Origin of the sequence: Rhodococcus sp. BP-241, from assembly GCF_019836145.1 — a bacterium.
Lineage (GTDB): Bacteria > Actinomycetota > Actinomycetes > Mycobacteriales > Mycobacteriaceae > Rhodococcoides.
Window position 1 is genome coordinate 1 of record NZ_JABUEI010000003.1, and the last position, 24,299, is coordinate 24,299.

Annotated in this window: 20 protein-coding genes; 8 read left to right on the top strand and 12 right to left on the bottom strand. The window is 65.2% G+C overall.

All coding sequences use genetic code 11. The features are described 5' to 3' along the window. Nucleotides 1–560 precede the first annotated feature (560 nt). The 4 genes from HQ308_RS06445 to HQ308_RS06460 form a co-directional block, all read right to left on the bottom strand. Nucleotides 561–1,748: a TetR/AcrR family transcriptional regulator gene (locus HQ308_RS06445; protein WP_222645985.1), complete on the bottom strand. Its 1,188-nt coding sequence runs from the start codon at nt 1,746–1,748 to the stop codon at nt 561–563. Nucleotides 1,749–1,843: 95 nt separating this feature from the next. Next, a complete protein-coding gene (locus tag HQ308_RS06450; protein ID WP_222645986.1) occupies nt 1,844–3,496 on the bottom strand; it encodes an AMP-binding protein in 1,653 nt (550 codons plus the stop codon). A 16-nt stretch (nt 3,497–3,512) separates the two neighbouring features. Continuing rightward, a complete protein-coding gene (locus HQ308_RS06455; RefSeq protein ID WP_222645987.1) occupies nt 3,513–4,670 on the bottom strand; it encodes a CaiB/BaiF CoA-transferase family protein in 1,158 nt (385 codons plus the stop codon). Between the two features lie 47 nt (nt 4,671–4,717). Next, nucleotides 4,718–5,977: an MFS transporter gene (locus tag HQ308_RS06460; protein ID WP_222645988.1), complete on the bottom strand. Its 1,260-nt coding sequence runs from the start codon at nt 5,975–5,977 to the stop codon at nt 4,718–4,720. A gap of 287 nt (nt 5,978–6,264) precedes the next feature. On the opposite strand from HQ308_RS06460, the gene HQ308_RS06465 reads away from it, so the two are divergent. The 3 genes from HQ308_RS06465 to HQ308_RS06475 are packed head-to-tail and all read left to right on the top strand — an operon-like array spanning nt 6,265 to nt 9,702. After that, complete coding sequence (locus HQ308_RS06465; RefSeq protein WP_222645989.1) at nt 6,265–7,410, top strand: acyl-CoA dehydrogenase family protein; 1,146 nt, start codon at nt 6,265–6,267, stop codon at nt 7,408–7,410. Beyond that, a complete protein-coding gene (locus HQ308_RS06470) occupies nt 7,410–8,930 on the top strand; it encodes a class I adenylate-forming enzyme family protein (RefSeq protein WP_222645990.1) in 1,521 nt (506 codons plus the stop codon). The genes HQ308_RS06465 and HQ308_RS06470 overlap by 1 nt, the downstream gene beginning before the upstream one ends. Before the next feature lies 1 nt (nt 8,931). Continuing rightward, a complete protein-coding gene (locus tag HQ308_RS06475) occupies nt 8,932–9,702 on the top strand; it encodes an enoyl-CoA hydratase/isomerase family protein (protein ID WP_222645991.1) in 771 nt (256 codons plus the stop codon). A 371-nt stretch (nt 9,703–10,073) separates the two neighbouring features. Here HQ308_RS06475 and HQ308_RS06480 read toward each other — a convergent pair whose 3' ends face one another. Continuing rightward, nucleotides 10,074–11,291, bottom strand: coding sequence for a DUF4041 domain-containing protein (locus HQ308_RS06480; RefSeq protein ID WP_222645992.1), 1,218 nt, complete (start codon nt 11,289–11,291; stop codon nt 10,074–10,076). Between the two features lie 40 nt (nt 11,292–11,331). Beyond that, nucleotides 11,332–12,600 (bottom strand): hypothetical protein, encoded by a 1,269-nt coding sequence (locus HQ308_RS22490; protein ID WP_261775832.1) that lies wholly within the window; start codon nt 12,598–12,600, stop codon nt 11,332–11,334. A 727-nt stretch (nt 12,601–13,327) separates the two neighbouring features. On the opposite strand from HQ308_RS22490, the gene HQ308_RS06490 reads away from it, so the two are divergent. After that, nucleotides 13,328–13,921: a hypothetical protein gene (locus HQ308_RS06490; protein WP_261775833.1), complete on the top strand. Its 594-nt coding sequence runs from the start codon at nt 13,328–13,330 to the stop codon at nt 13,919–13,921. 116 nt (nt 13,922–14,037) lie between these two features. Here the strand turns inward: HQ308_RS06490 and HQ308_RS06495 are convergent, their stop codons facing one another. From HQ308_RS06495 to HQ308_RS06515, 5 genes are all read right to left on the bottom strand, one after another. Beyond that, the gene (locus HQ308_RS06495) at nt 14,038–15,108 is read right to left on the bottom strand and encodes an adenosine deaminase (protein WP_261775866.1); all 1,071 of its coding nucleotides are present in this window, start codon (nt 15,106–15,108) and stop codon (nt 14,038–14,040) included. A 108-nt stretch (nt 15,109–15,216) separates the two neighbouring features. After that, nucleotides 15,217–15,993: an amino acid ABC transporter ATP-binding protein gene (locus tag HQ308_RS06500; protein ID WP_056447689.1), complete on the bottom strand. Its 777-nt coding sequence runs from the start codon at nt 15,991–15,993 to the stop codon at nt 15,217–15,219. After that, nucleotides 15,990–17,447, bottom strand: coding sequence for an ABC transporter permease subunit (locus tag HQ308_RS06505; protein ID WP_222638785.1), 1,458 nt, complete (start codon nt 17,445–17,447; stop codon nt 15,990–15,992). Before HQ308_RS06505 ends, HQ308_RS06500 begins: the two co-directional genes overlap by 4 nt. Nucleotides 17,448–17,490: 43 nt before the next feature. Further along, the gene (locus HQ308_RS06510; RefSeq protein ID WP_056447687.1) at nt 17,491–18,774 is read right to left on the bottom strand and encodes a thymidine phosphorylase; all 1,284 of its coding nucleotides are present in this window, start codon (nt 18,772–18,774) and stop codon (nt 17,491–17,493) included. Next, nucleotides 18,767–19,201, bottom strand: coding sequence for a cytidine deaminase (locus HQ308_RS06515; RefSeq protein ID WP_056447685.1), 435 nt, complete (start codon nt 19,199–19,201; stop codon nt 18,767–18,769). Before HQ308_RS06515 ends, HQ308_RS06510 begins: the two co-directional genes overlap by 8 nt. 252 nt (nt 19,202–19,453) lie before the next feature. Here HQ308_RS06515 and sdhC point away from each other — a divergent pair, with 252 nt between their 5' ends. Genes sdhC through HQ308_RS06535 form a run of 4 tightly spaced genes read left to right on the top strand, consistent with a single transcriptional unit; the run spans nt 19,454 to nt 22,872 of the window. Next, on the top strand, nt 19,454–19,861 hold the full coding sequence (gene sdhC / locus HQ308_RS06520; RefSeq protein WP_081821085.1) for a succinate dehydrogenase, cytochrome b556 subunit: 408 nt from the start codon (nt 19,454–19,456) through the stop codon (nt 19,859–19,861). A gap of 3 nt (nt 19,862–19,864) precedes the next feature. Further along, nucleotides 19,865–20,326 (top strand): succinate dehydrogenase hydrophobic membrane anchor subunit, encoded by a 462-nt coding sequence (locus HQ308_RS06525; RefSeq protein WP_027503724.1) that lies wholly within the window; start codon nt 19,865–19,867, stop codon nt 20,324–20,326. Between the two features lie 12 nt (nt 20,327–20,338). Next, on the top strand, nt 20,339–22,090 hold the full coding sequence (sdhA, locus tag HQ308_RS06530) for a succinate dehydrogenase flavoprotein subunit (protein WP_027503725.1): 1,752 nt from the start codon (nt 20,339–20,341) through the stop codon (nt 22,088–22,090). Further along, on the top strand, nt 22,090–22,872 hold the full coding sequence (locus tag HQ308_RS06535) for a succinate dehydrogenase iron-sulfur subunit (RefSeq protein WP_027503726.1): 783 nt from the start codon (nt 22,090–22,092) through the stop codon (nt 22,870–22,872). Before sdhA ends, HQ308_RS06535 begins: the two co-directional genes overlap by 1 nt. Before the next feature lie 64 nt (nt 22,873–22,936). Here HQ308_RS06535 and HQ308_RS06540 read toward each other — a convergent pair whose 3' ends face one another. Further along, nucleotides 22,937–24,154, bottom strand: coding sequence for an acyl-CoA dehydrogenase family protein (locus HQ308_RS06540; protein WP_222628184.1), 1,218 nt, complete (start codon nt 24,152–24,154; stop codon nt 22,937–22,939). Nucleotides 24,155–24,299 lie beyond the last annotated feature (145 nt).

Consider the following 24,299-nt stretch of genomic DNA (forward strand, 5'->3'; position numbering starts at 1 on the left):
CACCGCCGGCACTCCGGGATCGGCTACTCCTCGCCAGTGGATTACGAACACGCCTACCATCGACGGGTCACCTCAGACGTGGCCTGAACACCCAACCCGAACTGTCCGGGAAACCGGGTCAAGCTCCATACGGACCTTTGTCTACAGCGGCCATCGATCCGACTGTTAACGCACCATCGCTGTCGACGCACTGTCAGCGCGCTTAGCCTCCGCGGTGTGTTCGACCGACGCCGTCGACCGGCCTCTGCCCCACGGAACCGATCGGACGAAACAGCCCGAATTGGACCATCTAAGTTGTTAGCCTGCGTCTTCGGACGAGCGGAGCGTGTCTTGATTCGAATTCCGATCGCCACCCGCGTGACCCGGTTGGCGGCGCTCCCGGCGTCCGCCTAACCAGATCCACCTCCACCTACAACCTGAGAGACCACTGACTCGTACCGTGGATGAGCGCTCACCGATAGACATCTGCCGATTCGAAGTGCGAGTTCGGTGAGATCACGACCAGAAGTCCCGATCTCGAACCGCTCAGGCCACCACGCCAGCCCGACGAAAGATCGAGGTTAGACGTCGCTCATCAGGGCGGCGAGGGCGATGCCGGTCAGGGCTTCCTCGATGTCCGGTGTCGCTCCGTACCGCTTCGACCGCGCCACGGCCATCACCATCTCGAGTGTCGCGAGGACGAGAATCTTGGCGATCGCGTCCGGGACGTTCGGGCGTACCCCGCGCAACTCGGACACCCACTCCGAAATTCTTTGTTGTCGACGATGTTCTATGATCTTGCGCTGATCGGGGGGGAGGTGCTGTCGCTCCACCGCATGTACCGCAATGTCGTCCCGGTTCTGCATCGCGAGTGCGACGTACCGCGTCATGAGGGTCTGGAGCCGCTCCTTTCCGACACCGTCGGTGGGGGCGTGCACGGAGTCGAACTTGTCGGCCACACGCTCGAGAATCTCGAACAACAGGTCCGACTTCTTCGGGAACCACAGATAGAAAGACGGGCCCCGGATTCCCAGAGCTTCGCCCAACTCGTCCACTCCCACTTGGGAATAGCCGCGTTCGCGGAAGAGTCGAGCTCCGTGCTGCAAGAGTTGTTCGCGCCTCGATTCGAGGTCCGGAACGGGTTCGAACGGCACGGGTGATCTCGGCATCGTCGTCACGAGACCGGGGCCGAGGGTCACTGCCCGTACGACGCTCACGAGGGTGTCGACCAGGCGCACGCGCAACACAGTTCCGTGCACCAGCGGCGTGCAGTTGAGCAACCCCCACGACGCGCGAACACGGAATTCAGCCGCGTCAGCCGTCAGGCCGGGTTCACACGCCACCACCACGTCCACCCAATACTGCACGGTCCGCGACCGGAGTCCGATCAGGTCGTTTCGCAGGTCGCGATTGACCCGTCGTGCCTCCCGATGCCACAGCAGCACTTCCTTGGGGTGGTCCACCGCGACCGTGACCATGCTCGAGATCAGCTCGGCGACGGTGAGATCGGGCGACCTTCCGCGCTCGACTGCGAGCAGGGACGTCGTGAAGCCGGCTATCACGATCTCCCGGATCGGGTAGTCGAGAAGCTCCTGCTTGCTCGAAATGTGCCGGTAGACAGCGCCGGCCGAGACACCGGCGGACTCGCCGATATCGGTGATGGTCACCTGGTCGAATCCCCGCTCGGCGAACAGATCGAGTGCCCCCGACAGGACGGCAGCGCGACGGTCTTTGGGACGAACCGAGGCCGCCTTCGCACCAGCACCCACGTGCGGTCCCCTTCCTCCCCGGTCAGTCTCCGTACACCGACATCGCAATCGCGCCGCCCCGAGTGTGCACTATTGCAGCACGGACGTTCCGGCGCTCACGGGATCGCCGCGGCCACGGTCTCCCGTAAAGTCGTTTTGAGGACCTTTCCCGTGGATGTCATCGGGAGATTCCCGACGATCTGGAGAAACTCGGGCCACTTCTGCGTGGTCACGCCGCGCATCTCGAGGTGCAGACGGAGGTCGTCGAGTGTGAGGTCGACGCCGTTCTTGGTCACGACGAACGCGTACGCGCGCTCACCGAGGGTGTCGTCGGGCACGGCGATCACCGCGGCATCGCTGACCGCTGGGTGTGTGAGCAGTTCGTTCTCGACCTCCGCCGCGCTGATCTTGATACCGCTGCGATTGATGATGTCCTTGGTTCGGTCGACGTAGAGCACGAATCCGTCGTCGTCGATGGTGCACAGGTCGTTGCTGTAGAACCATCCGTCCTCGTCGCGAGACTCGCGCGTTCGCTCCGGATCGCCCAGGTATCCCAGGAACACGTGGGCGCCCCATGTCGAGTATTCGCCCAGGTCGCCGCGCGGCAACTCGTGTGATCGGTCGGCGGGATCGACTATGCGACTTCTCAACGGCGAGAAAGTCTTCCCGTCGCGACTCGTGAGGATCGACCAGTCCGCACCGGTGGGGTTCATCGCATGAAGCGGGGCCTCCGCACCACCGAACACACGAAGCACAGTGATGCCGAGTTCGTCCCGCGCCCTCTCGACGATGCCGGGAGACACCCGGGCGCCGCCGCTGAGGAAGTACTCGAACGACGTGAGGTCGTACTTGTCGCGATCGGGCACGTCGAGCATCGCAGCGATGAACGGTGTGGCGGACACCGTGAGAACAGCGCGTTCTCGGGCAATGAGTTCGAGTGCGGCGGCGGGGTCCCACCGATCCTGCAAGACGAACGGGGCACCCGCCACCAAAGCGGGGTAGAGGCCGAGGACCAGTCCGGTCACGTGCGATACCGGACTCGGCATCCACAGCGGGGTGTCCGCGCTCATGTGCGTTGCGTCGACCAGGAGTCGCGGTATCACCAGGTCCGTGTTGTGCGTGTGGACCACGCCCTTCGGTTTACCTGTGGTTCCCGACGTGAAGCTGACCTTGGACAGTCCGTCCGGGTCCGGGCGCACGCGGTCGTAGTCGACTTCGTTCAGCGGATCGGCTGTCTTGAGATCGTCGAACGCAATGGTGTCCGTGCCCGTAGTGGTCCCGACCTCGATGATGTACTCGAGGGACGGAAGTGCTGATCGGACCGATCGGGCCATGCCCACGTGGTCGAAGCCTCGATAGGTGCTCATGGTGACGAATGCCTTTGCCTGGCATCGCCCCAGCATGAACCGCACGTCTTGCTCGCGATAAATCGGCATCAGGGTCACCGCGCGAAGTCCGGCACGCTGGATCGCGAGGTAGACCTGAACGAATTCGGCAATGTTGGGCAGCTGCACAGCAACGAAGTCACCCGACGCGAGCCCGAGCCGAACCAGACCCGCAGCGATGCGGTCCACGGCGTCCGCGAGCTCGGAAAATGTCATTCTGTCCGAACCGGCGACCACTGCGGTCGACGAACCCCGCTCTCGGGCGTGAGTGGCGAGGTAGTCGGTCAGCAAACGGTCCTGCCACAGTCCTTGCTGCTTGAAGCCGGCGATCTGGGTAGGGGAGTACGCGTCGCTCGCGTGAGCGGGGTGTGGGGTTGTCGACATCGGAAGTCCTCGACTATCAGTAGGGGGGCCACTCGGCGAGGCCGTCGGAAAGTGCACCGGCCCCTGCGGAGACGGCACGTTCGACGATGGCGTCGTCGACGCCGCAGTCCCGGAGGACCGTCGCGGTGTCACTGTGATCGGGCCGTGCGGACGATGCGCGCGAGGGCGTGCGCGAGAACCGCGGGATCGGAGCCGGCGACCCCACCTCGTCGAACGCTTCGCGAAAGACGTTCTGCGGATGGGCACGTGCTTCCTCGGGGTCGAGAACGGGTGTCACGCACGCGTCGACAGTGTCGAATATCGATGCCCACTCGTCACGTGTGCGGGTCGCGAACACGTCGGTGAACTTCTCCGTGAGCGGAGGCCAGTGGATCGGATCCATGTGCTCGGGGGCGGGTCCTTCCAGCTCCAGACCTGACCAGAGGTTGTGGAAAAAGCGGTCCTCGATGGCTCCGACGGCCATGAACTTGCCGTCCTTGGTCTCGTAGCAGCGGTAGTAGGGAGCGCCCCCGTCCATCAGGCCGTCACCGCCCCTCGGCACGTGCCGCATGCCGTAGTCGCGGTGCACCATCGCGGCGAGGGAGTTGACGCCTTCCACCATCCCGACGTCGATCATCTGTCCCACACCAGATGTGGATCGTTCCACCAACGCAGCCGCAATGCCGAACGCGGCGACGAGCCCGCCCCCGGCAAGGTCGGCCAAAGTGTTGAACGGCGGTCGTGGTGCGCCGGTGGACGTACCCATTGCGCCCAACACACCGGATAATGCCAGGTAGTTGATGTCGTGCCCCGCAGCCTGCGCCAGCGGGCCGGTGGAGCCGTATCCGGTCACCGAGCAGTAGATCAAGCCGGGATTGATCGCCGCCAGTTCCTCGTATCCCGCGCCCATTCGGTCGGCCACGCCGGGGCGAAACCCTTCCAGCAGCACGTCGGCCGTCCGAACCAGTTCGTGGAGCGCCGCTCGGCCCGAGTCGCTCTTGAGGTCTAGCACCACTTCCCGCTTTCCGCGTCGCAGCGACGGGTTGGGAACGCCCGCCCGGCCTCCCAGGACCGTGACGACGTCGGCCCCGAGATCAGCCAGGAGCATCGAGGCGTAGGGGCCGGGGACCAACCGGCTCAGGTCGATCACGCGGATGCCGGCCAGTGGACCGGTTGTGTTCTTGTCGTTCGTCATTTCGTGCTCCCGTGATGTCGTTGTTCGATCGGGCGAGCTGATGGTCATCAGTGGACAGCGGTTATTTCACGGCCCTTCTGGTCCTTGAGGAAGAAGGAGAAGACGATCATGACGACGATGGCGATGGCTCCGGTCGAGATACCGCCGGCAAGACCGTAATTGGCGGCAAGAATTCCGACGATGAGCGGGCCCGTCGATGCGATGCCACGGCCGACGGAGTACGAGAACGAGGCACCCGATGCCCGGATGGCCGTCGGGAACAGTTCGCCGAGCCAGGCGCCGAAGATGCCGAAGTACCCGAGCCCGAACGAGATGACGAAGTAGGAGAGGACGGTCAGCGACACACTGCTGTCGTTCGCGTTGAAGTAAGTGAACAACCCGAACCCGATGAGCTGAATGATTGCGAACGAGACCAGGCTCGATCGCCGTCCGATCTTGTCGCTGAGGCCACCGCTGGCGAGGTAGGACACCAGGGCGATTCCTGCACTGACGTACAGGATGGTGTTCGCGTCGGTTGCGGATACGCCGAGGTCCTCTTTGAGGTAAGTCGGCATCCACGACGAGTACACGTAGTACGAGTACTGGCCGCCCATCACGACCAGGGTTGCGAGAACAACGATGCGCAACCATTGTGGGCGGGCCAGCATCGTCAGTCCGTTTCCCTGCTCCGGGATAGCTCCGCTCTCGACGCCGGCGCGCATCGCGAGCCACTGCTTGGATTCGGGGCAGCGCCGCCGAACCCAGATGGCGGCGAGAACGGGTAGGCCCCCCATCACGAACGCCCAGCGCCAGTTCTCACCGGCAAAGATGGACGTCACCAAAATGGCTGCCGCATAGCCGAACCAGAGGGACGATTGCACGGCACCGCCTGCCAATCCCCGGCGTTTCGGCGTCCAGGCTTCGTTGAGAAGGGAGAAGCCGACGGCCCATTCGCCGCCGGTTCCGAAGCCGGTGACGACTCGTAAGAGAAGAAAGACCCAGAAGGTTGGCGCAAAGGCGGACAGCACCGTGGACAGGCCGAACACCCAGATTGTCCAGGACAGGACTCGTTTGCGTCCGTAGATGTCGGCGAGGCGGCCGAAGACGATCCCGCCGAGGGCGGTGGCGATCAGCTGCGCGGTGAAGATCGCGCCGATCTGGCCCCGCGTGATCCCGAACGAATCCATGATCGGTGTGGCTAACAGTGACACCAGCTGAAGATCGAAGAACTCCAACCCCCACCCCAGTGACGCTGCCGCCATGATGCGTCGTCGATCTACCCCAGTGTACGAAACAGTCGTGTCGTGAGTCACCTTGGTGGTGGCCATGTGTACCTCGTCTCAGTTGTGAATAGTTCGAAAGTAAACCTGCGTTAGGTGTTCGTCAAGCTCATCCTTGCTGCAAAAACGTCTATTTGGATCCGACCCTGTAGTTGGTGCGGACGCGGTTGCGAATGGTCGTGTGGCGTCGTGAGGGCCCAAGGTCGATTGTCGGCACACGAGGTCCTCATCGCCGTGTGTCGGCGGTGTGATCTTGACACGCGAACCTAACGAGCATTTACTTATCTCTCAGACGCGCAGCCACAGGGCAGCGCGGAACGGCCCGGGAGGACCTGATGGATCTGTGGAGAAACCTGGCGAGCGACGACACCATCGCGCAGGCGAAGCAATTCGCTCGGGAAAACGTGGCTCCCGTCGCGACGACCCTCGACCGTGACGACGTGTATCCCCTCGATCTGGTGCGAATGACGGCCGAACTCGGCTGGAACTCCATGACGCTCGACACGAAGTACTCCGGCGGCGGGCGGTCCATGACAGAGCTCACCGCCGTGATGGAGGAGGTGTCGGTGTACAGCCCGATTCTCGGAATTTCGTTGATCACGATCTTCCAGAGCCAGAAGTGCATCGAGATGTTCGGCCAGGAATCGTTGAAGGAGCGGTACTTGCCCCAGTACGCGGCCGGGCTGACCGCGTCGTTCGCCTTGACCGAGGACGGACACGGAAGCGACATCCGGTTTCTGGATACCAAAGCGTCGAAGACCGAGAACGGTTGGCGCATCAACGGAGAGAAGGCCTTCATCACATCGGGGTCGGCCGCCGAACTCTTTCTGGTCCTCGCCGAGACCGAGAACGGCGTCTCCACTTTCGTCATCACTCGGGATATGCCCGGAGTCTCGACGTATCAGGGTGAACACGCCCAGACATTCGGTCTGCGGAACGGTCCGCACGTGAACCTCGTGCTGGATGACGTCGAGGTGCCCGACGACCACTTGGTCGGAACCGAGGGCCGTGGCCTGAAGCAGGTCATGGTCACCTTGGCCAACTCGCGCACGCTGGCGGCGGGGATCAGTTTGGGTATCGCGCGCGCCGCGGTGGAGGACGCTCTGCGATACGTCGACAAACGAGAAGCATTCGGCTCGGTGGTTCTCGAATTCCAAGGTATCCAATGGTATTTCGCTCAGCTGGTGGCCGAAATCGACGCAGCGCGATTCGTGACCTACGCGGCGGGGCAGGACCTGGACGCCGGTCGAGACATCGCCCGGTCGTCGTCGGAAGCCAAGATGTTGGCAGGAGCGCTGGCGACGAAGGCCGCGGACATCGCCGTGCAGGTCTGTGGCGCACACGGGACGCGCGAAACCCAGCCGTTCGGTCGGTACCTGCGCGATGCGAAAGCGTACGAAGTGGCGGGCGGATCGGCCGAGGTCCTGAAGAACACGGTCGCGAAATCTCTGATCAAGGCGGTCAGGAGCGGGCACGCCTGATGTTCGCCGCGACCGTGCTCCGCCGATGCCAGACGTCGCCGGACCGCACATTTCTCCGAGTCGACGACCGGACCATCACCTACGGTGAGCTTCTCGACACGGTCCGGCGAACCGCGTCGCTTCTCGACAGCAGGGGCGTGGGACCTGGAGATCACGTGCTACTCACCGCGCGCAACAGCCCGACGTTCATCTACCTGTGGTTTGCCATCCGATGGGTGGGCGCTGTCTGCGTCCCACTTCACAATCAGGCGACGGCGGAACACGTCCGCGGCATCGTCACCGATGCCGATATCTCCTTCGTGGCCGGTGACGAGGACGGCGTCGTCGAACTGTCTCGTGCCGGCTTGTGGAACGGCCCGGCGGCGGGGTTCGCGGATTACACCGAGCTCGAGCGGTGCGTCGCGAGGATGGCGGGCCTCGGTCCTGTGTCTGCCCGACCGGGCGACACGTGCAGTCTGCTCTATACGTCCGGGACCACAGGAGCGCCCAAAGGCGTTGTGCTCTCGGACGCTTCGTTCGTCGCGGGTGGCGAGCAACTTGCCGAGGCGCTCGCCGTCGTTCCCAACGACCGAATCCTGCTCGCGCTGCCGCTGTTTCACACCAACCCTCAGGTCTACGGCGTCATGACGGCACTCGCGACGGGCTGCTCGCTCGCGTTGGTCGACAAGTTCCGCCCGACCGAGTTCCTCGACGACGCAATCCGGTTGAAAGCGACCGCGTTCACCTACGTCGGCACAGTCCTCACCGCACTCCTGCGAGCACTGCCTGAGAACATCCCGCCGCACAGACTGCGCTTCTGCACGGGAGGGGGTGCGCCGTCGGAGGTATGGACCGGCATCGAAGAACGGCTCGGGGTGTCCGTTCACGAGCTGTACGGAATGACCGAGCTCGGTGGATGGGTAACTGCAAATCACGCCGGTGACATCCGACGGGGGACCTGTGGAACACCTCGCCCCGACGTGACGGTTGCCGTGCTGGACGATGAAGACGTAGCTTCGCCCACCGGCGAGCCTGGTGAAATTTGTATCCGCCCTCTACGCCCCCACGTCATCTTCGACGGGTACCGCAACCGAAGCGATGCCACGCTCGCGAAGATGCGCAACCTGTGGTTCCACACCGGAGATGTCGGCGTACTGGACGCAGATGGCCGTCTGAGCTTCCTAGGTCGCACAGACGATCTGATTCGGCGTAACGGCGAGAACGTGAACCCCGCCGACGTCGAATGGGTGTTGGCGAGCCATCCAGAGATTGCCGAAGTCGCGGTGGTCGGGATACCCGACGAACTGGCCGGGCAAGAGATCCGCGCAGTGGTCGTGGCGTCCGGTCCACTCGACCCCCTGTCGATTCCGGAGTTCCTGCACTCTCGGCTACCCAGGTTGGCGTGGCCCCGCTACGTCGCGGTGGTCGATGCTTTGCCGAAAACGGCAACACAGAAGATCAGGTCGACGTTGCTGCGTAGCCGCGGTAATGCCGACATCGACCTGCGCGCCGAGCGCGTACACACCAACGAGAGGACGTGAGATGGCGTCGTCGGTCAACGTCAGCATCACCGATGGGGCGGCGGAGATCACGATCTCCAACCCCGGAGCACGAAACGCCATCGACGCCACCATGGCGCGGGATCTCGTCGACGCCTGCGACCGGATCGACACGGACGCGTCGGTCGGAGTGGCCATCGTGCGCGGCGACGACGGCTACTTCTGTTCCGGCGGATCCCGTTCGGAACTGGCAGAGATCTCGAGCGCTCCTGTGTCGGACAAGGGCGTCGCATTGATTCAGACCATCTACGATGCGTTTCTTCGGGTCGGCCGGCTCAGGGTGCCAACCATCGCCGCGATCCGCGGTGGCGCAGTGGGCGCCGGTGTCAACCTGGCGATGGCGACCGACGTCCGAATCATCTCGCGCACAGCGCGCTTCACATCGGGCTTCGTCAACATCGGCATCCATCCCGGCGGTGGCCACTATACCCTGCTCGGTCGTTCGGCCGGCCCGGAAGCCGCCACTGCACTCGGTGTCCTCGGTGACAGCATCGACGGTGCACGAGCGGTCGAACTAGGCCTCGCCTACATCGCCGTCGCCGACGAGTCGGTAGAGCCGGAGGCCTGGAGGCTGACCGAGACCTCCCGGCGCGACCCGGCGCTGGCTCGCGCTGCGATCGCCAGTCTCCGCGCCGAGGTGCACGCGCCGGGCGTGAGCTGGGATGCGGCGGTGGCGATGGAACGGGGCATACAGGCGTGGTCCTTCGCGCGTAAGGGCGCGGCGCGGTGGGCGGAACGGAAGCGGGCGGACTGAGCGTCGGCAAAACCTCGAGCAGTGGACACAGCGCAAGGCAGTCTCGTGCTGCACTGTGGACCCTGTCGACGTAGGAGTGGTCGGTGTCCCACCGACGGGGGTCACGCTGACACGGGGTGCGCCTATCGTGCCCGTCGACGCAGTCGTGTCGCACCAGTGGCACCTGGGCTGACCGGGTCCTGATGTGAGGGGTCATCGGCACCCACTCTGTCTCACCGGGTGACGGGGCGTCCCGCCTTGACCGGCGACGACCCACGGTTAGCTTGCAGGCCGGTGGAACGCCATTAGATCGGCCTCCCCTGTACCGTATCGATGCGTCCCCGAGTGACGTGTGAACGCACCGTCACGGGTTGATTCGGCAGGTCCCGTGTCTAGCGGCGAGGTCCCGTCGGCCATTGTCCGCGGCTTTGGTAGTACTGCGTCGATTGCGGCTCCTCGGTGTACTCCATCAGATTGCCCACCTGTTGCGCGAGAACGGTCCTCACCTGTGACGGGCGTGCGAAGAAGTACTCACGCCGCAGGTTCGCGTGGTTCAGTCGTCGGTCCGAAAATGCAGCGTGCAGTGACGCTTCCAAGGCGACGGCGTCATCAGAGAAGTACAGCGCGTGCACGTCGAACGGGAACGGCACCGATGCGCTGCCGAGTTCGCGGACTCGGTCCATCGGTTCGAGTCGGCGGGTCATGCCGATCTTCACCACGTCCGGCCCGAATGCGCCCTGGTTACTGATGACGTAGACGTATCCGGCTCGAATGTTGGCGCGGCGATAGTCGTTCTGCTCGATCGCCGACTGCAGATCCGCCAATTTTTCCCGCACGCGCCGGGCCTCGTCGTCGTCGCGATCCCCCAGCGAATCGGCCACGTTCTGGTAGTGCGAGCGCTCCTTGTCGAGCTTCTCCCGCTGCGCGGCGAGTTCTTGCTCGACCTTGCGTTCCTCCCGTAGCCGCTCCCGCTGCTCGCGTTGCGCGAGTTTCTCTTCTTGGATCTTCATCAGGTAGTCCGCGGTGAGTTCGAGTTCCGTCACCCGGAGCCGGTGATAGTCGTCGGAGACGTGCATCTCCATCATCGCTCCGAGCTTGGCTATCGTGTCGGCCGCTTTCTCCAGGCGGTTGACAGCGGTGGCGAGGTTGCCCGCTTTGAGGGTCCGCACGCAGTTCTCCGCCTCGGCGTTGTACGCGCGGAGCATCAACTTCGACAGATTCGCGGTCATCTTGCGACCCTTGGCGAGGGAGTTGTTGAAGGAGAACATGTCTGACGCTTCGACGGCCGCGGTGGAGATCACGGACTGCTTGATCCGGTCTCGCACATCGGCCAGTCGTTCGCGGTACTGCTCGGCGTTCTGCAGGGGATGTTGGTAGGTGTAGATGCCCACTTCCTGCAGAACGACTCGGTCGTCAGTCTCGACGACGCCCGGTGGCGCCACCGGCGCAGCCTCGGGCGCGGGGGCCGGAGTCGACGCGGTCTGCACAGCCTCGTCGCGTTCGCGAGTGACCGCCGCGAGTTGGTCCTGCAGGGAATGCAGTTCCCGTTCCTTCGCCACCAGTGTGCCTCGGAGTGCACGAATGACATCTGCGCCGGCATCGTCGGTCATGACCTGTACCTTTCGCACCGCGCGTTGATATAGGTTCTTGTCATCCTCGAACTCCTAGGGAGTTGCTGACCGGGACCAGGTCGTACGGGTTCTTCGAGACACCCGCCCGGAGGTGGTCCAGCGTCGCCCTCGCGTCGACCCGGCCGAGGTCAAGTGCTTCGAAGCTCACTCTGTCAGTAGCCAACTGGGCCAGCGCAACGAAGTGGTCCCGCCCCGTTGCCGGGTCGACGGCGTCCACACCGACGGTCATCGACAACGTCGCCACGATGCCGTCCCGGTCGGCTTCGAAGATCTCATGCGCGGTGCGCAGGGCGACCTGACACACCGCCGTCGCGTAACGGTCCTTGCGGGCCTTGACCGGCAGAGAAGTGCTGGTGATCGAGTCGCTGGCCTTGGTGTACTTGAATGCCTTCTCGGTAGGCAGCGTGTCCGGGTGCGGAACGTGCACGGTCAGAGTGAGTTCGCCCACCGCACCGTCGAAGGTGAAGTCGTGCTCGACCTCGAAGCACTCCGGATAGGCGGAGTTTGCGAGAACGATCGACACGTACTCCTCCAGCGCCGCGGGCTCGCGGTCCTGCAGGCCTGTCATGAGCTTCTCGAGGCGCACGTTGGCTGCCAGGATCTCGGTGCGCCGTTGTGCGCACTCCGTCTCGTACTGCGCCTGGGCGGCGGCCAGAGCGTCCAATCGGTGCGTCTCGCGTTCCCGGTGCGCGGCCTCAGCCTGCTGGTGCGCAGCGTGGTGCGCGCTGGCGTACTGCTCCCACTGTCGGCGGTATTCCCAGTACTGCGCCTGCGCCGCTTCGATGGCAGCGGCATGCTTCTTCCTGCCACCCAGAACGGCCCCGATGCCCGTCGGCGCAGCGGGTTCGACGTAGACCGGTTCCGGAGACAACGGCGGAGGTACGGGGGGCGGCGCGGGCTGGGTCAGGTCGGGGCGGGAGAACGGCGGGTGCCGCACCGGCTGCCGCAGCGAGGCCAGATCCACGTAATCGTCCACCTCGAGCGTGGCGGCGAGAATTGCGTCGATGTCCTCGAGCTGCTGCAGCAAGGTGGCGTTGAGCAGGTCGACCTCGGCCTGACGCGCCTGGACATGCAGGCGCGCCTGCTCCTTGATCTGCGCCGCAGTGAGGGCGGCGGCGCGGCGGGCGTCCGCTGCTCTATTGCGTTCCGACTCCTTCCTCGAACGTTCCGCTTCCCGCGTCGCTCGGGCGTGCGCTTGGGCGGTGGCCCGCTGCTGCTGCCGTTCACGCTGTTCCCGAAGTCGGTTCTGGTGTTGAATCTCCGCGAAGAATCCGCGTCGTTTCGCCATGTGAGGTCCTCATCGTTGCGAGATGGTGCTTCAGGTCGGTCTCGACGCACCGTGAAAGGCGTGAGCCGGTGGACGTGTGGGTACTGGTGACAGCACGGTGTTGCCACAAGTCGCGTCAGTTGTCGGTCGGATCGTGACGAGCGTTCTCCGCTCGGCCACACGACACCGTCGGCCTCCGTGATGCCGCACGCGTACCCGGACTCGCATGTGAACTCGGTCGGGCCCGACTCCGGAGCGCCTTGGTCTCGCACGAATTCGTCTCGGACATTCTGGCAATACTCGCTGTATCCCGTGACCGAGCCGTCCGACCGGGTTGTCTCGACCGGGTTGTCTCCGGGCTGACACCCCACAATGCTCGCCGACTCTGTCGAGAGCGCCACTGGCGGAGGAGGGCTGGGGCACAGTCGGCCCCGATGTGGTCGGAAGCGCCGTTGGTTGAGGCGTACTGAACGCGGTGGTGACCACGGTCGAACCGGTCTCCCGATCGGCAGACGTCCCGCTGCCACATGCGGTGACGACCACGGCAATCATTGCCATGGTGACCGCACCGAGTGCACGTCCACGAATCGACCTTTACTTTTGTTCGGCGTGAATGGGCTCTCGGTGGCCATTCAAGTCGTCGTTGGTCCAGACGAGCCCCTCCAAGCACGATGAAACATACCGCAGGGTCCAAGCGATAGTTCGAGGAACACTGCTTCCGTCAGCCAGCACCGCCACACCCTCGAGAGTGACCATGAAACTCGCTACAGTCCTCGCCGCCGTCGCCCTGCTCAGCACAGCCGGGCTCTCATCCTGCAGTTCCGCAGAACCCGCTACGACCACCACGACACCCGCGATTTCGACCACAGTCCCGTCGACCACAGTTGCGCCGACAACAGTCGCGCCGATCAGCTCGGAGACTCTCGCCGATCCTGCACCGGAACCGATCACTTTCGAATGCGGTGATCTGAATCTGTATCAATCCGGCACCGCGCTGTATTCGGATGGAACGACTGGCTACGAAAGCACGTGCGACACGTATGTACCCCCTGCCGAGAAGGTCCTTTGGTACTGCGATTACCCCGAGACAGCCGTATACACCGACGGCACGTCGTCATCGTCAGACCCCGCTTGCATCAACGACGAGCCGATAAATCCGAATCCCGGTGGCGGATTCCCCTACATCGCAGAAGAAGACCGCAATGGAGACGGCGTGGTCAACGGATATGAACGCTGCGGTATCGCGTGCGGACAAGAACCCACCAGCGGTGACATTCAGACCAGGAACGGCTGCGAGGACGGCTATATCACCGGGCCACTGTGCGAGAACTTGGATGGATGAGAAACCATCCACGGTCAATCGCCGATGCGGATACGCCGCGATAGCGAGGAGCATCACCATGCCATTCGAGGGGAGCGTCATGTGCTCCTAGCAGCGGAGCGGTACGCGGACGACCCCTACCCCAACAACACCCGATACCCCGGCTTCACGACGTCGTCGATCAGCGCCAACCTCTGGTCGAAGGGCAGGAAGGACGACTTCAGCGCATTGATCGTGAACCGCTCGAGGTCGGACCACCCGTAGCCGAAGGCCCTGGCGAGCCGGTACATCTCCTTGCTCATCGAGGTGTCGCTCATCAACCGGTTGTCCGTGTTCACGGTGACGCGGAACCGTAAGCGGGCCAGAATGTCGAAGGGGTGCTCCTCGATGCTGGCCACGGCGCCCGTCTGGACGTTGGAGCTGGGGCACAGTTCCAGCGGAATCCGCTTGTCCCGCACGTAGTTTGCCAGCTGGCCGAGTTCGCGGGCGCCGTCGGTGTTCGTGGTGATGTCGTCGACGATGCGCACCCCGTGGCCCAACCGGTCCGTGCCACAGAACGCGATCGCTTCGTGGATGGAAGGCAGGCCGAACGCCTCGCCGGCGTGAATGGTGAAGTGCGCATTGTTCGCCCGCATGTACTCGAACGCGTCGAGGTGCCGGCTCGGGGGGAAGCCCGCTTCCTTGCCTGCGATGTCGAAGCCCGCGACACCCTGGTCGCGGTACCGGACCGCCAGTTCGGCGATCTCGCGGGAACGGGCGGCGTGCCGCATCGCGGTGAGGAGGCATCCGATGACGATGGGTCGACCGGCCGCACGGGCGGCGCTCTCGCCCTGGCGGAACCCTTCCAGGGTGTGCTCGACCACCTCGTCCAGTGTCAGCCCCTTCTCCAGGTGCTGCTCGGGCGCGTAGCGCACCTCGGCGTAGACGACACCGTCGGCGGCCAGATCCTCGGCGCACTCGCGCGCCACGCGCTGCAGGCCCTCGGCCGTCTGCATGACGGCGACGGTGTGCGCGAACGTCTCGAGATACAGCTCCAGGGAGCCGCTGTCGGCTGCGTCGCGGAACCACCGGCCGAGGCTCTCCGCGTCAGACGCGGGAAGCCCGTCGTACCCGCACTCGCTCGCCAGTTCCAGCACGGTCGACGGCCGGAGCCCGCCGTCGAGATGGTCGTGCAACAACGCCTTCGGCGCGCGGGCGATGTTCTGCATGTCCAGGGGTGCCGGACCGCTCAGTCGTGCCGCGCTGTCCGGAGCAACCGTCAGATCGTCATCCATGTCCCGACTGTAGTGTTCGCGGCCGCGCCTCGCGCCCCTCGCCTACAGCGGGTCGAGGATGCGTTTGAGGAACTGTTGCGTCCTCTCCTGCGCCGGGTGCGTCAGCACATCGGTGGGGGTGCCTCTCTCGACCACGACTCCCCCGTCGACGAACAGCACCTGGTCGGCCACCTGCTGCGCGAACCGGATCTCGTGAGTGACCACGACCATGGTCCAGCCCTCGCTCGCGAGGTTCTTCATGACCGACAGCACCTCGCCGACGAGCTCGGGATCGAGCGCCGAGGTGGGCTCGTCGAACAGCATGAGCTCGGGCGCCAGGGCGAGTGCGCGGGCGATCCCGACGCGTTGCTGCTGCCCACCCGACAGCTGGAACGGGTACTGGTCCTCCTTGCCGGTGAGACCGACCTGCGCGAGCAGTTCCCTGCCCGCCGCCTCGGCCTCCGCCCGCGGGTGCTTCTGCACGATCACGGGACCCTCGACGACGTTCTGCAGCACCGTCTTGTGCGGGAACAGGTTGTGGCTCTGGAACACCATGCCGCTCTGTGCACGCAGCGCTGCCGTCGCCGATCGGACGCGGCCACGCGGAGCCGACGCCAGCTCACCGAAGTCCGCGGACACGTCGCCGATGCGCACGGTGCCGGAGTCCACCGGGTCGAGCGCGTTGAGCCCGCGCAGCAGCGTGGTCTTGCCGGAGCCCGACGGACCCACGACGACGGTGACCGTGCCGCGGTCGGCGGTGAAGTCGACTCCCTGCAGGACGTGGTTGTCGCCGAACGACTTCCGCAGTCCCGTCGCCTCGATCAAGGGCTTCTCGGTCATCGCGCCACGTACCTGTCCAGTCGGGTCTCGAGTCTGCCCTGCACGGAGGACAGGACGATGCAGATGATCCAGTAGTACACCGCGGCCACCGAGTAGAGCGCGAAGAAGTCGAAGGTGGGGGCCGCCGCGAGCTGCGCCACTCGGAGCAGCTCGGTGACCAGGATCGTGGACGCCAGCGATGTGTCCTTCACCAACGAGATCAACGTGTTGGACAACGGCGGCACCGCGGTGCGCAGCGCCTGCGGCAGGACGATGCGCTGCAGCGTGGTGCGGTACCCCATGCCGATGGTCTCGGCCGCCTCCCACTGGCCCTTGGGCACGCCGAGAATGGCCGCCCGCACGATCTCGGCCGCGTACCCACCGACATTGATGCTGAACGCCACCACCGCCGCCGGGAACGGCGAGATGACCACCCCGAACTGCGGCAACGCGTAGAACACGATGAACAGCTGCAGCAGCAACGGAGTGCCGCGGACGATCGAGACATAGAAGCGCGCGAGCAGCGACAGGGGTCGGATCGAGGAGATCCGGGCCAGTGCCACGGCCAGCGCGATCGCGAGACCGATGACGAAGCTGATCGCGGTGAGCGGCAACGTCGTGGTGACGGTGGCCTTCAGCATCGGCGCCAGGTTGCGGGTGATCAGTTCCTGAGTCGACTCGGTGGCCCCGGCCTCGGCGGTGGGGGCGGTGGCCGCGGCGGTCTGCGGATCCGGCACCGCGACGTCGGACCCGAAGTAGCGCTCCGAGGCCGCCGCCAGCGTGCCGTCGTCCTGCAGCTCCTCCAGCGCGGTGTTCACCTGCTCCATCAGGCCGCTGTCCTTGCGGGCGGCGAAGGCCTGCAGGCTGGTGTCCCCGGTCTGGGCGGCGACGGCGACACCCGTGTCCCCGGTCTGCGCGAAGTACTCGGCGATGGCGAGCGAGTCGTTGACGGTGGCGTCGACACGGCCGTCCTTGACCAGCGTCACCGCCTGGACGAATCCCTCGACGGCCTGCACCTGAGCGCCTGCGTCGGTGGCCACCTCGGCCCAGTTGCTCGTCGACGACTGCGCCGTGGTCCGGCCGGCCAGATCCGCCAGCGAGGTGATCGACGTGTCCCCGGCCCGCGCGACGATCTCGCCCTCGGAGACGGTGTACGGCCGCGAGAGGTCGTACTTGGCCTGCCGTTCGTCGTTGACGGTCACTTGGTTTGCGATGAGGTCGAACCGGCCGGACTCGAGACCGGCGAAAATCGAGTCGAACGGCGTCTGGACGAACTCGACGCGTACGCCGAGTTTCTCCCCGACCGCGCGGACGACGTCGATGTCGTACCCCGTCAGGTCACCGTCGGACCCCTGGAAACTGAAGGGGCTGTACGTGCCCTCCGTGCCGACCACGAGCACACCGTTGTCGGTGACCGTGTCGATTAACGGCTCGTCCGAGGACGACCCGCACGCGCCCAGCAGGATCGCGAGCATCACCCCCACCAGCGTGACGAGGGACCACCGAGCGCGCGTCACGCTACGTACCGATCCGATCCAGGATCAGCGGCGAGACGGCAGGAGCGTCGTCGCCGACGGCCCATCCGTCCGTCAGTGCCTCGAGCGCACCGTCGAACCGTTCCGGGGTGTCCGTGTGCAGCGTGAAGACCACACTCCCGGCGGACACCCGCTCTCCCGGTCTGACATGCATGCGCACCCCTGCTCCTGCCTGGACCTGCTGGCCCTGCCGCTCGCGCCCGGCACCCAGCCGCCAGGCAGCGATACCCACCGCCATGGCGTCCACACGGGTGACCACGCCGTCGCGGTCGGCCACGACGTCGTGAGTATGTCGTGCCACGGGCAGCGGCGCATCGGGATCGCCACCCTGTCCGGCGATCATCGACCGCCACCGGTCCATGGCCGTGCCGTCGCGCAGTTTGTCGGCCGGATCGACACCGTCGAGTCCGGCGGCCGCGACCATCTCGCGCGCCAGCGCGAGAGTCAGCTCGACGACGTCCGCGGGGCCGCCGCCGGCCAGGACGTCGAGGGATTCCTGCACCTCGAGAGCGTTGCCGGCGGTGAGGCCGAGCGGGGTGGACATGTCGGTGACCAGGGCGACCGTGTTGACGCCCGAGTCGGTGCCGAGCTCGACCATCGTCGCGGCGAGCTCGCGCGCCTGATCCAGCGACTTCATGAACGCACCCGATCCGCACTTCACGTCCAGGACCAGTGCGCCCGTCCCCTCGGCGATCTTCTTGCTCATGATCGACGCGGCGATCATCGGGATCGACTCGACGGTGCCGGTGACGTCACGCAGGGCGTAGAGCTTCTTGTCCGCCGGGGCCAGATCCGCACCCGCGGCACAGATGACGGCGCCGACAGCAGGATCGTCGAGGAGTCGGGTCATCTCGTCGGCCGTGAGATCGGCCCGCCAGCCCGGAATGGACTCCAGCTTGTCCAGCGTGCCGCCGGTGTAGCCGAGACCGCGTCCCGACAGCTGCGGCACCGCCGCACCGCACGCCGCGACGAGGGGTGCGAGCGGGAGCGTGATCTTGTCCCCGATACCGCCCGTGGAGTGCTTGTCGACGGTGGGACGCGAGATGGACGAGAAGTCCATGCGGCTGCCCGAGGCGATCATCGCGTCGGTCCACTGACGGATCTCCACGCGTGTCATGCCGCGCAGCAGAATGGCCATCGTGAGGGCCGACATCTGCTCGTCCGCCACGTCGCCACGGGTGTACGCGTCGACCATCCACGAGATCTGGTCCGAAGAAAGGGTGTGGCCATCGCGTTTGGTGGCTATCACCGATACGGCATCAGGCATCGGTCACCGCCTTCTCGGCGGTGCTCGAGACCTGCCCGGCGGCGAGATCGTCGGGGCCGAACGCCTCGGGGAGGAGGTCGCTCAGTGGACGCACACCCGACGCCGTGTCGATCAGCAGATCGCCTCCGCCGAACTCGAACAGAAGCTGCCGACAACGGCCGCACGGCAGCAGGATCGAGCCTCGACTGTCGCAGCACGAGAACGCGATCAGGCGTCCACCGCCGCTCGCATTCAGCGCCGACACCAGTCCGCACTCGGCGCAGAGCCCGAGACCGTATGAGACATTTTCCACATTGCATCCGGCGACGATGCGTCCGTCGTCCACTGTCGCAGCGGCCCCCACGGGGTAGTTCGAATAGGGCGCGTAGGCGTGGGTCATAGCCTCACGAGCACTGTCGCGCAAGGATTTCCAGTCGACTTCCGGCATGAGGGCGATCCTGTCACGTCGAGGCTGCCACTGCAGGCAACTCCGAGCGACCCACCGGGTCATTGGACAGGCAAACCTAACTTCCGGTCGGCAGGGAAACGCCAGGCCCAACGCGAATTAGTGCGTGTCCGAGCATGGGATTAGAGTTCGAAGAAGTCGTTTCACACACACGATCGAGCTGGATTTCTCCGGTATCTCTCCGGGCGTCTTCGCTCGTCGCGTCCATCAATGATGTTGGAGGCACTGCACTCGATGGCTAGCACGACCGAAGCCGCCCCGACGCGGGAGCGCACGCGGTCTCTGTACCGCGGAGACCCTGGCATGTGGTCCTGGGTTCTGCACCGGATCACCGGTGTCGTCACGTTCTTCTTCCTGTTCGTGCACGTCCTGGACACGGCGCTCGTCCGCGTCGATCCCCAGGCGTACAACGACGTGATCGACACGTACAAGACGCCGATCGTCGGCCTGATGGAGCTCGGCCTGGTGGCCGCGGTGCTCTACCACGCACTCAACGGCATCCGAGTCATGCTCGTCGACTTCTGGTCGAAGGGAACCCAGTACCAGCGCCTCATGCTGTGGGTCATCCTCGGCATCTGGTTCGTCGTCATGATCCCGGGCGCGGCACGCATCCTCTACAACACCTTCACCGGGGGGCACTGAGACATGGCGACCACCGACGCAGGTGCCAAGCAGGCACGCACGCTGGGAACGTCTCACGACCGTCCCGCCAGCCTCGACAATCCGCGCTCACCGCGCCGGAAGAACCGCGGCAACTTCGAGCTCTACGCATGGCTGTTCATGCGCTTCTCCGGACTCGCGCTCGTCGTCCTCGTCCTCGGCCACATGTCCATCATGTTGCTGCTCGACGACGGTGTTCACCGCATCAACTTCGCCTTCGTGGCCGGCCGCTGGTCGAGCCCGTTCTGGCAGGTGTGGGACCTGACGATGCTCTGGTTGGCGCAGCTGCACGGCGGCAACGGTCTGCGGACCGTCATCGCCGACTACTCGCGCAAGGACTCCACGCGGTTCTGGCTCACCACGCTTCTGGTGCTCTCGATGATCCTCATCATGGGTCTGGGCACGTACGTCATCTTCACGTTCGACCCCAACATCACCGCCAGCTAGGGGAGAGTGCACATGCAGGAACATCGTTACGACGTACTGATCGTCGGTGCCGGTGGTGCAGGTATGCGCGCGGCGATCGAGGCCGGTCCGCGCGCCCGCACCGCGGTGCTCACGAAGCTCTACCCCACTCGCAGCCACACCGGCGCGGCTCAGGGCGGCATGTGTGCTGCCCTCGCCAACGTCGAGGAGGACAACTGGGAGTGGCACACCTTCGACACGATCAAGGGCGGCGACTACCTGGTCGACCAGGACGCTGCCGAGATCATGGCGAAGGAGGCCATCGACGCGGTCCTCGACCTCGAGAAGATGGGCCTGCCGTTCAACCGCACGCCCGAGGGCAAGATCGACCAGCGTCGCTTCGGCGGGCACACCCGTGACCACGGCAAGGCGCCCGTGCGCCGTGCGTGTTACGCCGCCGACCGCACCGGTCACATGATCCTCCAGACGCTGTACCAGCAGTGCGTCAAGCACGACGTGGAGTTCTTCAACGAGTTCTACGCACTGGACATCGCGCTGACGGAGACCGACGAGGGCCCCGTGGCCACCGGCGTCATCGCCTACGAGCTGGCCACCGGCGAGCTGCACGTGTTCCACGCGAAGTCGATCGTGTTCGCCACCGGCGGTTCGGGTCGTATCTACAAGACCACCTCGAACGCCCACACCCTCACCGGTGACGGCATGAGCATCATCTTCCGCAAGGGCCTGCCGCTCGAGGACATGGAGTTCCACCAGTTCCACCCGACCGGCCTCGCCGGACTCGGCATCCTCATCTCCGAGGCCGTGCGCGGTGAGGGCGGAATCCTCCGCAACGCGGACGGTGAACGCTTCATGGAGCGCTACGCCCCCACCATCAAGGACCTCGCGCCGCGCGACATCGTCGCCCGCTCGATGGTGCTCGAGGTGCTCGAAGGTCGCGGTGCCGGACCGAACAAGGACTACGTCTACATCGACGTGACCCACCTCGGCGCCGACGTCCTCGAGGAGAAGCTCCCGGACATCACGGAGTTCTCCCGCACGTACCTGGGCGTCGACCCGGTCACCGAGCTGGTGCCCGTGTACCCGACGTGCCACTACGTCATGGGCGGCATCCCCACCAAGATCCGCGGTGAGGTGCTCCGCAACAACGACGACGTCGTTCCCGGCCTCTTCGCCGCCGGCGAGTGCGCCTGCGTGTCCGTGCACGGCTCCAACCGTCTCGGCACCAACTCGCTGCTCGACATCAACGTGTTCGGCCGTCGCGCCGGCATCGCTGCCGCCGAGCACGCCAACAGCGTCGACTTCACCCCGCTGCCCGAGGCTCCGCAGAAGATGGTCGAGGAATGGCTCGAACTCATCCTCTCGGATCACGGCAACGAGAAGGTCGCGACCATCCGCACCGAGCTGCAGCAGTCGATGGACAACAACGCGTCCGTCTTCCGTACCGAGGACACCCTCAAGCAGGCCCTGAGCGACATCCAGGGACTGAAGGAGCGCTACGGCCGGATCACCGTGCAGGACAAGGGCAAGCGCTACAACAGCGACCTGCTCGAGGCCGTCGAGCTCGGCTTCCTGCTGGAGATGGCGGAGGTCACCGTCGCCGGTGCTCTCAACCGCAAGGAGACTCGCGGCGGACACGCGCGCGAGGACTACCCGGAGCGCGACGACGTCAACTTCATGCGCCACACCATGGCGTACAAGGTGGGCGAGGGTCTGCTCTCCGATATCCGCCTCGACTACAAGCCCGTGGTGCAGACCCGCTACGAGCCGATGGAGCGTAAGTACTGATGAGCGCACCCGCTATCGACAAGTCCGAAGACAAGGGCGGCCTGCCTGCGGTTCCGGACGAAGCAGTGATGGTCACACTGAAGATCGCTCGCTTCAACCCGGAGGACGACAAGGGTTCGCACTGGGACAGCTTCCAGGTCCCCACCCTGCCGACCGACCGTCTTCTCAACCTGATGCTGTACGTGAAGAACTACCTGGACGGCACGTTCTCGTTCCGCCGCTCGTGCGCGCACGGCGTGTGCGGCAGCGACGCGGTCCGTGTCAACGGTGTCAACCGTCTGGCCTGCAAGGTCCTGATGCGCGACATGCTCCCGAAGGACTCCTCGAAGTCCCTCACCATCACGATCGAACCCATCCGCGGTCTGCCCGTGGAGAAGGACCTCATCGTGAACATGGAGCCGTTCTTCGACGCGTTCCGTGCCGTCAAGCCCTACCTGATGACGTCCGGCAACGAGCCCACGCGTGAGCGCATCCAGTCGGCCGCCGACCGCGCGCGGTTCGACGACACCACCAAGTGCATCCTGTGCGCGTGCTGCACCACCTCGTGCCCCGTGTACTGGAACGACGGCAGCTACTTCGGTCCCGCCGCCATCGTCAACGCACACCGCTTCATCTTCGACAGCCGTGACGAGGGCGCTCCCGAGCGCCTGGACATCCTCAACGACGTCGAGGGTGTGTGGCGCTGCCGCACCACCTTCAACTGCACCGACGCGTGCCCCCGTGGCATCCAGGTGACGAAGGCGATCCAGGAAGTCAAGCGCGCACTGCTCTTCGCACGCTGATCCTCGCGCACCACCACGAGAGCCCGCTCCTGCACTGCAGGAGCGGGCTCTCGTGCGCTTCGGACTAGACGAACGCCGAGTACCCCGTCACTCCCCTGCCGACGATGAGGTTGTTCATCTGCGACGTGCCCTCGTACGAGTACAGCGCCTCGGCATCGGTGAAGTAACGGATCACGTCGTAGTCGAGCACGATGCCGTTGCCCCCCATGATCTCTCGGGCCCAGCCCACCACCTCACGCAGTCGCGTGGTGGTGTAGCTCTTCGACAGCGCCGCGTGCTCGTCGTGCTGCACCCCGGAGTCCTGCAGCTGCGACACTCGCAGTGCCATCCCGAGGCACGCGGTGATGTTGCCGGCCATGCGCGCGATCAGATCCGAGATCAACTGGAACGACGCGATGGGCGCCCCGAACTGCTCGCGCTCCTGTGCGTAGGCCACCGCCTTCTCGAACGCACCGATCATCACTCCGACCGCGCCCCACGCGACGCCGCCGCGGGTGAGGGAGAGGACCTTGGCGGTGTCGGCGAACGAGTTCGCGTGCTCGAGCTTGTTCGCGGCGGGCACCCGGCAGTCCTCGAAGTACAGATCCGCGTTCTCGACCGCGCGCAGTGAGTACTTGCGCTCGATCTTCTCCGCACGGAATCCCTCGGGGAAGCCGTCGTCGCCCTTCTCGAGGACGAAGCCCTTCACCTCACCGTCCGCCTCGTCCTTCGCGTAGACGATGATCAGGTCGGCGAAGGTGGCGTTGCCGATCCACCGCTTGCTGCCGTTGAGGATCCAGTGGTCGCCGTCGAGCCGCGCCGTGGTCTCCAACCCGCCGGCGACGTCGGAACCGCCGTGCGGCTCGGACAGGCCGAAGGCGCCGATCTTCTCCATGCGGCGCATGGCCGGGAGCCACCGCTCCTTCTGCTCGTCCGAGCCCAGGATGGCGATGCTGCTCATCGCGAGCCCGCTGTGGACGGTGAACATGGTGCCCGTGGACGGATCGACCCGCGAGAACTCCATGCCCAGCCACCCGGTGAAGACCTTGCGTGCGGGCGCTCGACCGTCGAACTCGTACTCCAGACCGACGATCCCGAGATCGGCCAGGCGCGGGAGCAGATGGACCGGTGACTCCGCCTTCTCCCAGAACTCGTTCGCGCGCGGGGCGACCTCGTCCTCGAGGAAGCGACGCACCACCCCGACCGTCTCCGACTCCTCGTCCGTCAGAATGCCCTGGTAGCCGAACATGTCCGCGGCGAGGAACCCCTTCGAGAGAGGTCCCAGCGGTTCGTGCTTGCTCATGTGCGACTCCTGTGTCGGTCGTCCGGCGAGTGGTCGGGTGACGCCTGTGTCTGTCACCGTGCTGCACGGATACCCCGACTGTCCCGAGATCAGTCGAACCCGTCGAACGGATCTCGAGGTGTTCTCGAGGTATCCGGAGTCCCCG

Bases quoted from the DNA above. Each gene is read 5' to 3' on its own strand.
- sdhA (WP_027503725.1), top strand. From the start codon at position 20,339: ATGCAGGAACATCGTTACGACGTACTGATCGTCGGTGCCGGTGGTGCA.
- HQ308_RS06465 (WP_222645989.1), top strand. From the start codon at position 6,265: ATGGATCTGTGGAGAAACCTGGCGAGCGACGACACCATCGCGCAGGCG.
- HQ308_RS06495 (WP_261775866.1), bottom strand. From the start codon at position 15,108: ATGCAGAACATCGCCCGCGCGCCGAAGGCGTTGTTGCACGACCATCTC.
- HQ308_RS22490 (WP_261775832.1), bottom strand. From the start codon at position 12,600: ATGGCGAAACGACGCGGATTCTTCGCGGAGATTCAACACCAGAACCGA.
- HQ308_RS06515 (WP_056447685.1), bottom strand. From the start codon at position 19,201: ATGCCGGAAGTCGACTGGAAATCCTTGCGCGACAGTGCTCGTGAGGCT.
- HQ308_RS06535 (WP_027503726.1), top strand. From the start codon at position 22,090: ATGAGCGCACCCGCTATCGACAAGTCCGAAGACAAGGGCGGCCTGCCT.
- HQ308_RS06455 (WP_222645987.1), bottom strand. From the start codon at position 4,670: ATGACGAACGACAAGAACACAACCGGTCCACTGGCCGGCATCCGCGTG.
- HQ308_RS06505 (WP_222638785.1), bottom strand. From the start codon at position 17,447: ATGCTCGCGATCCTGCTGGGCGCGTGCGGGTCGTCCTCGGACGAGCCG.
- HQ308_RS06450 (WP_222645986.1), bottom strand. From the start codon at position 3,496: ATGTCGACAACCCCACACCCCGCTCACGCGAGCGACGCGTACTCCCCT.
- HQ308_RS06475 (WP_222645991.1), top strand. From the start codon at position 8,932: ATGGCGTCGTCGGTCAACGTCAGCATCACCGATGGGGCGGCGGAGATC.
- HQ308_RS06510 (WP_056447687.1), bottom strand. From the start codon at position 18,774: ATGCCTGATGCCGTATCGGTGATAGCCACCAAACGCGATGGCCACACC.
- HQ308_RS06540 (WP_222628184.1), bottom strand. From the start codon at position 24,154: ATGAGCAAGCACGAACCGCTGGGACCTCTCTCGAAGGGGTTCCTCGCC.
- HQ308_RS06460 (WP_222645988.1), bottom strand. From the start codon at position 5,977: ATGGCCACCACCAAGGTGACTCACGACACGACTGTTTCGTACACTGGG.
- HQ308_RS06480 (WP_222645992.1), bottom strand. From the start codon at position 11,291: ATGACCGACGATGCCGGCGCAGATGTCATTCGTGCACTCCGAGGCACA.
- sdhC (WP_081821085.1), top strand. From the start codon at position 19,454: ATGGCTAGCACGACCGAAGCCGCCCCGACGCGGGAGCGCACGCGGTCT.
- HQ308_RS06500 (WP_056447689.1), bottom strand. From the start codon at position 15,993: ATGACCGAGAAGCCCTTGATCGAGGCGACGGGACTGCGGAAGTCGTTC.
- HQ308_RS06470 (WP_222645990.1), top strand. From the start codon at position 7,410: ATGTTCGCCGCGACCGTGCTCCGCCGATGCCAGACGTCGCCGGACCGC.
- HQ308_RS06525 (WP_027503724.1), top strand. From the start codon at position 19,865: ATGGCGACCACCGACGCAGGTGCCAAGCAGGCACGCACGCTGGGAACG.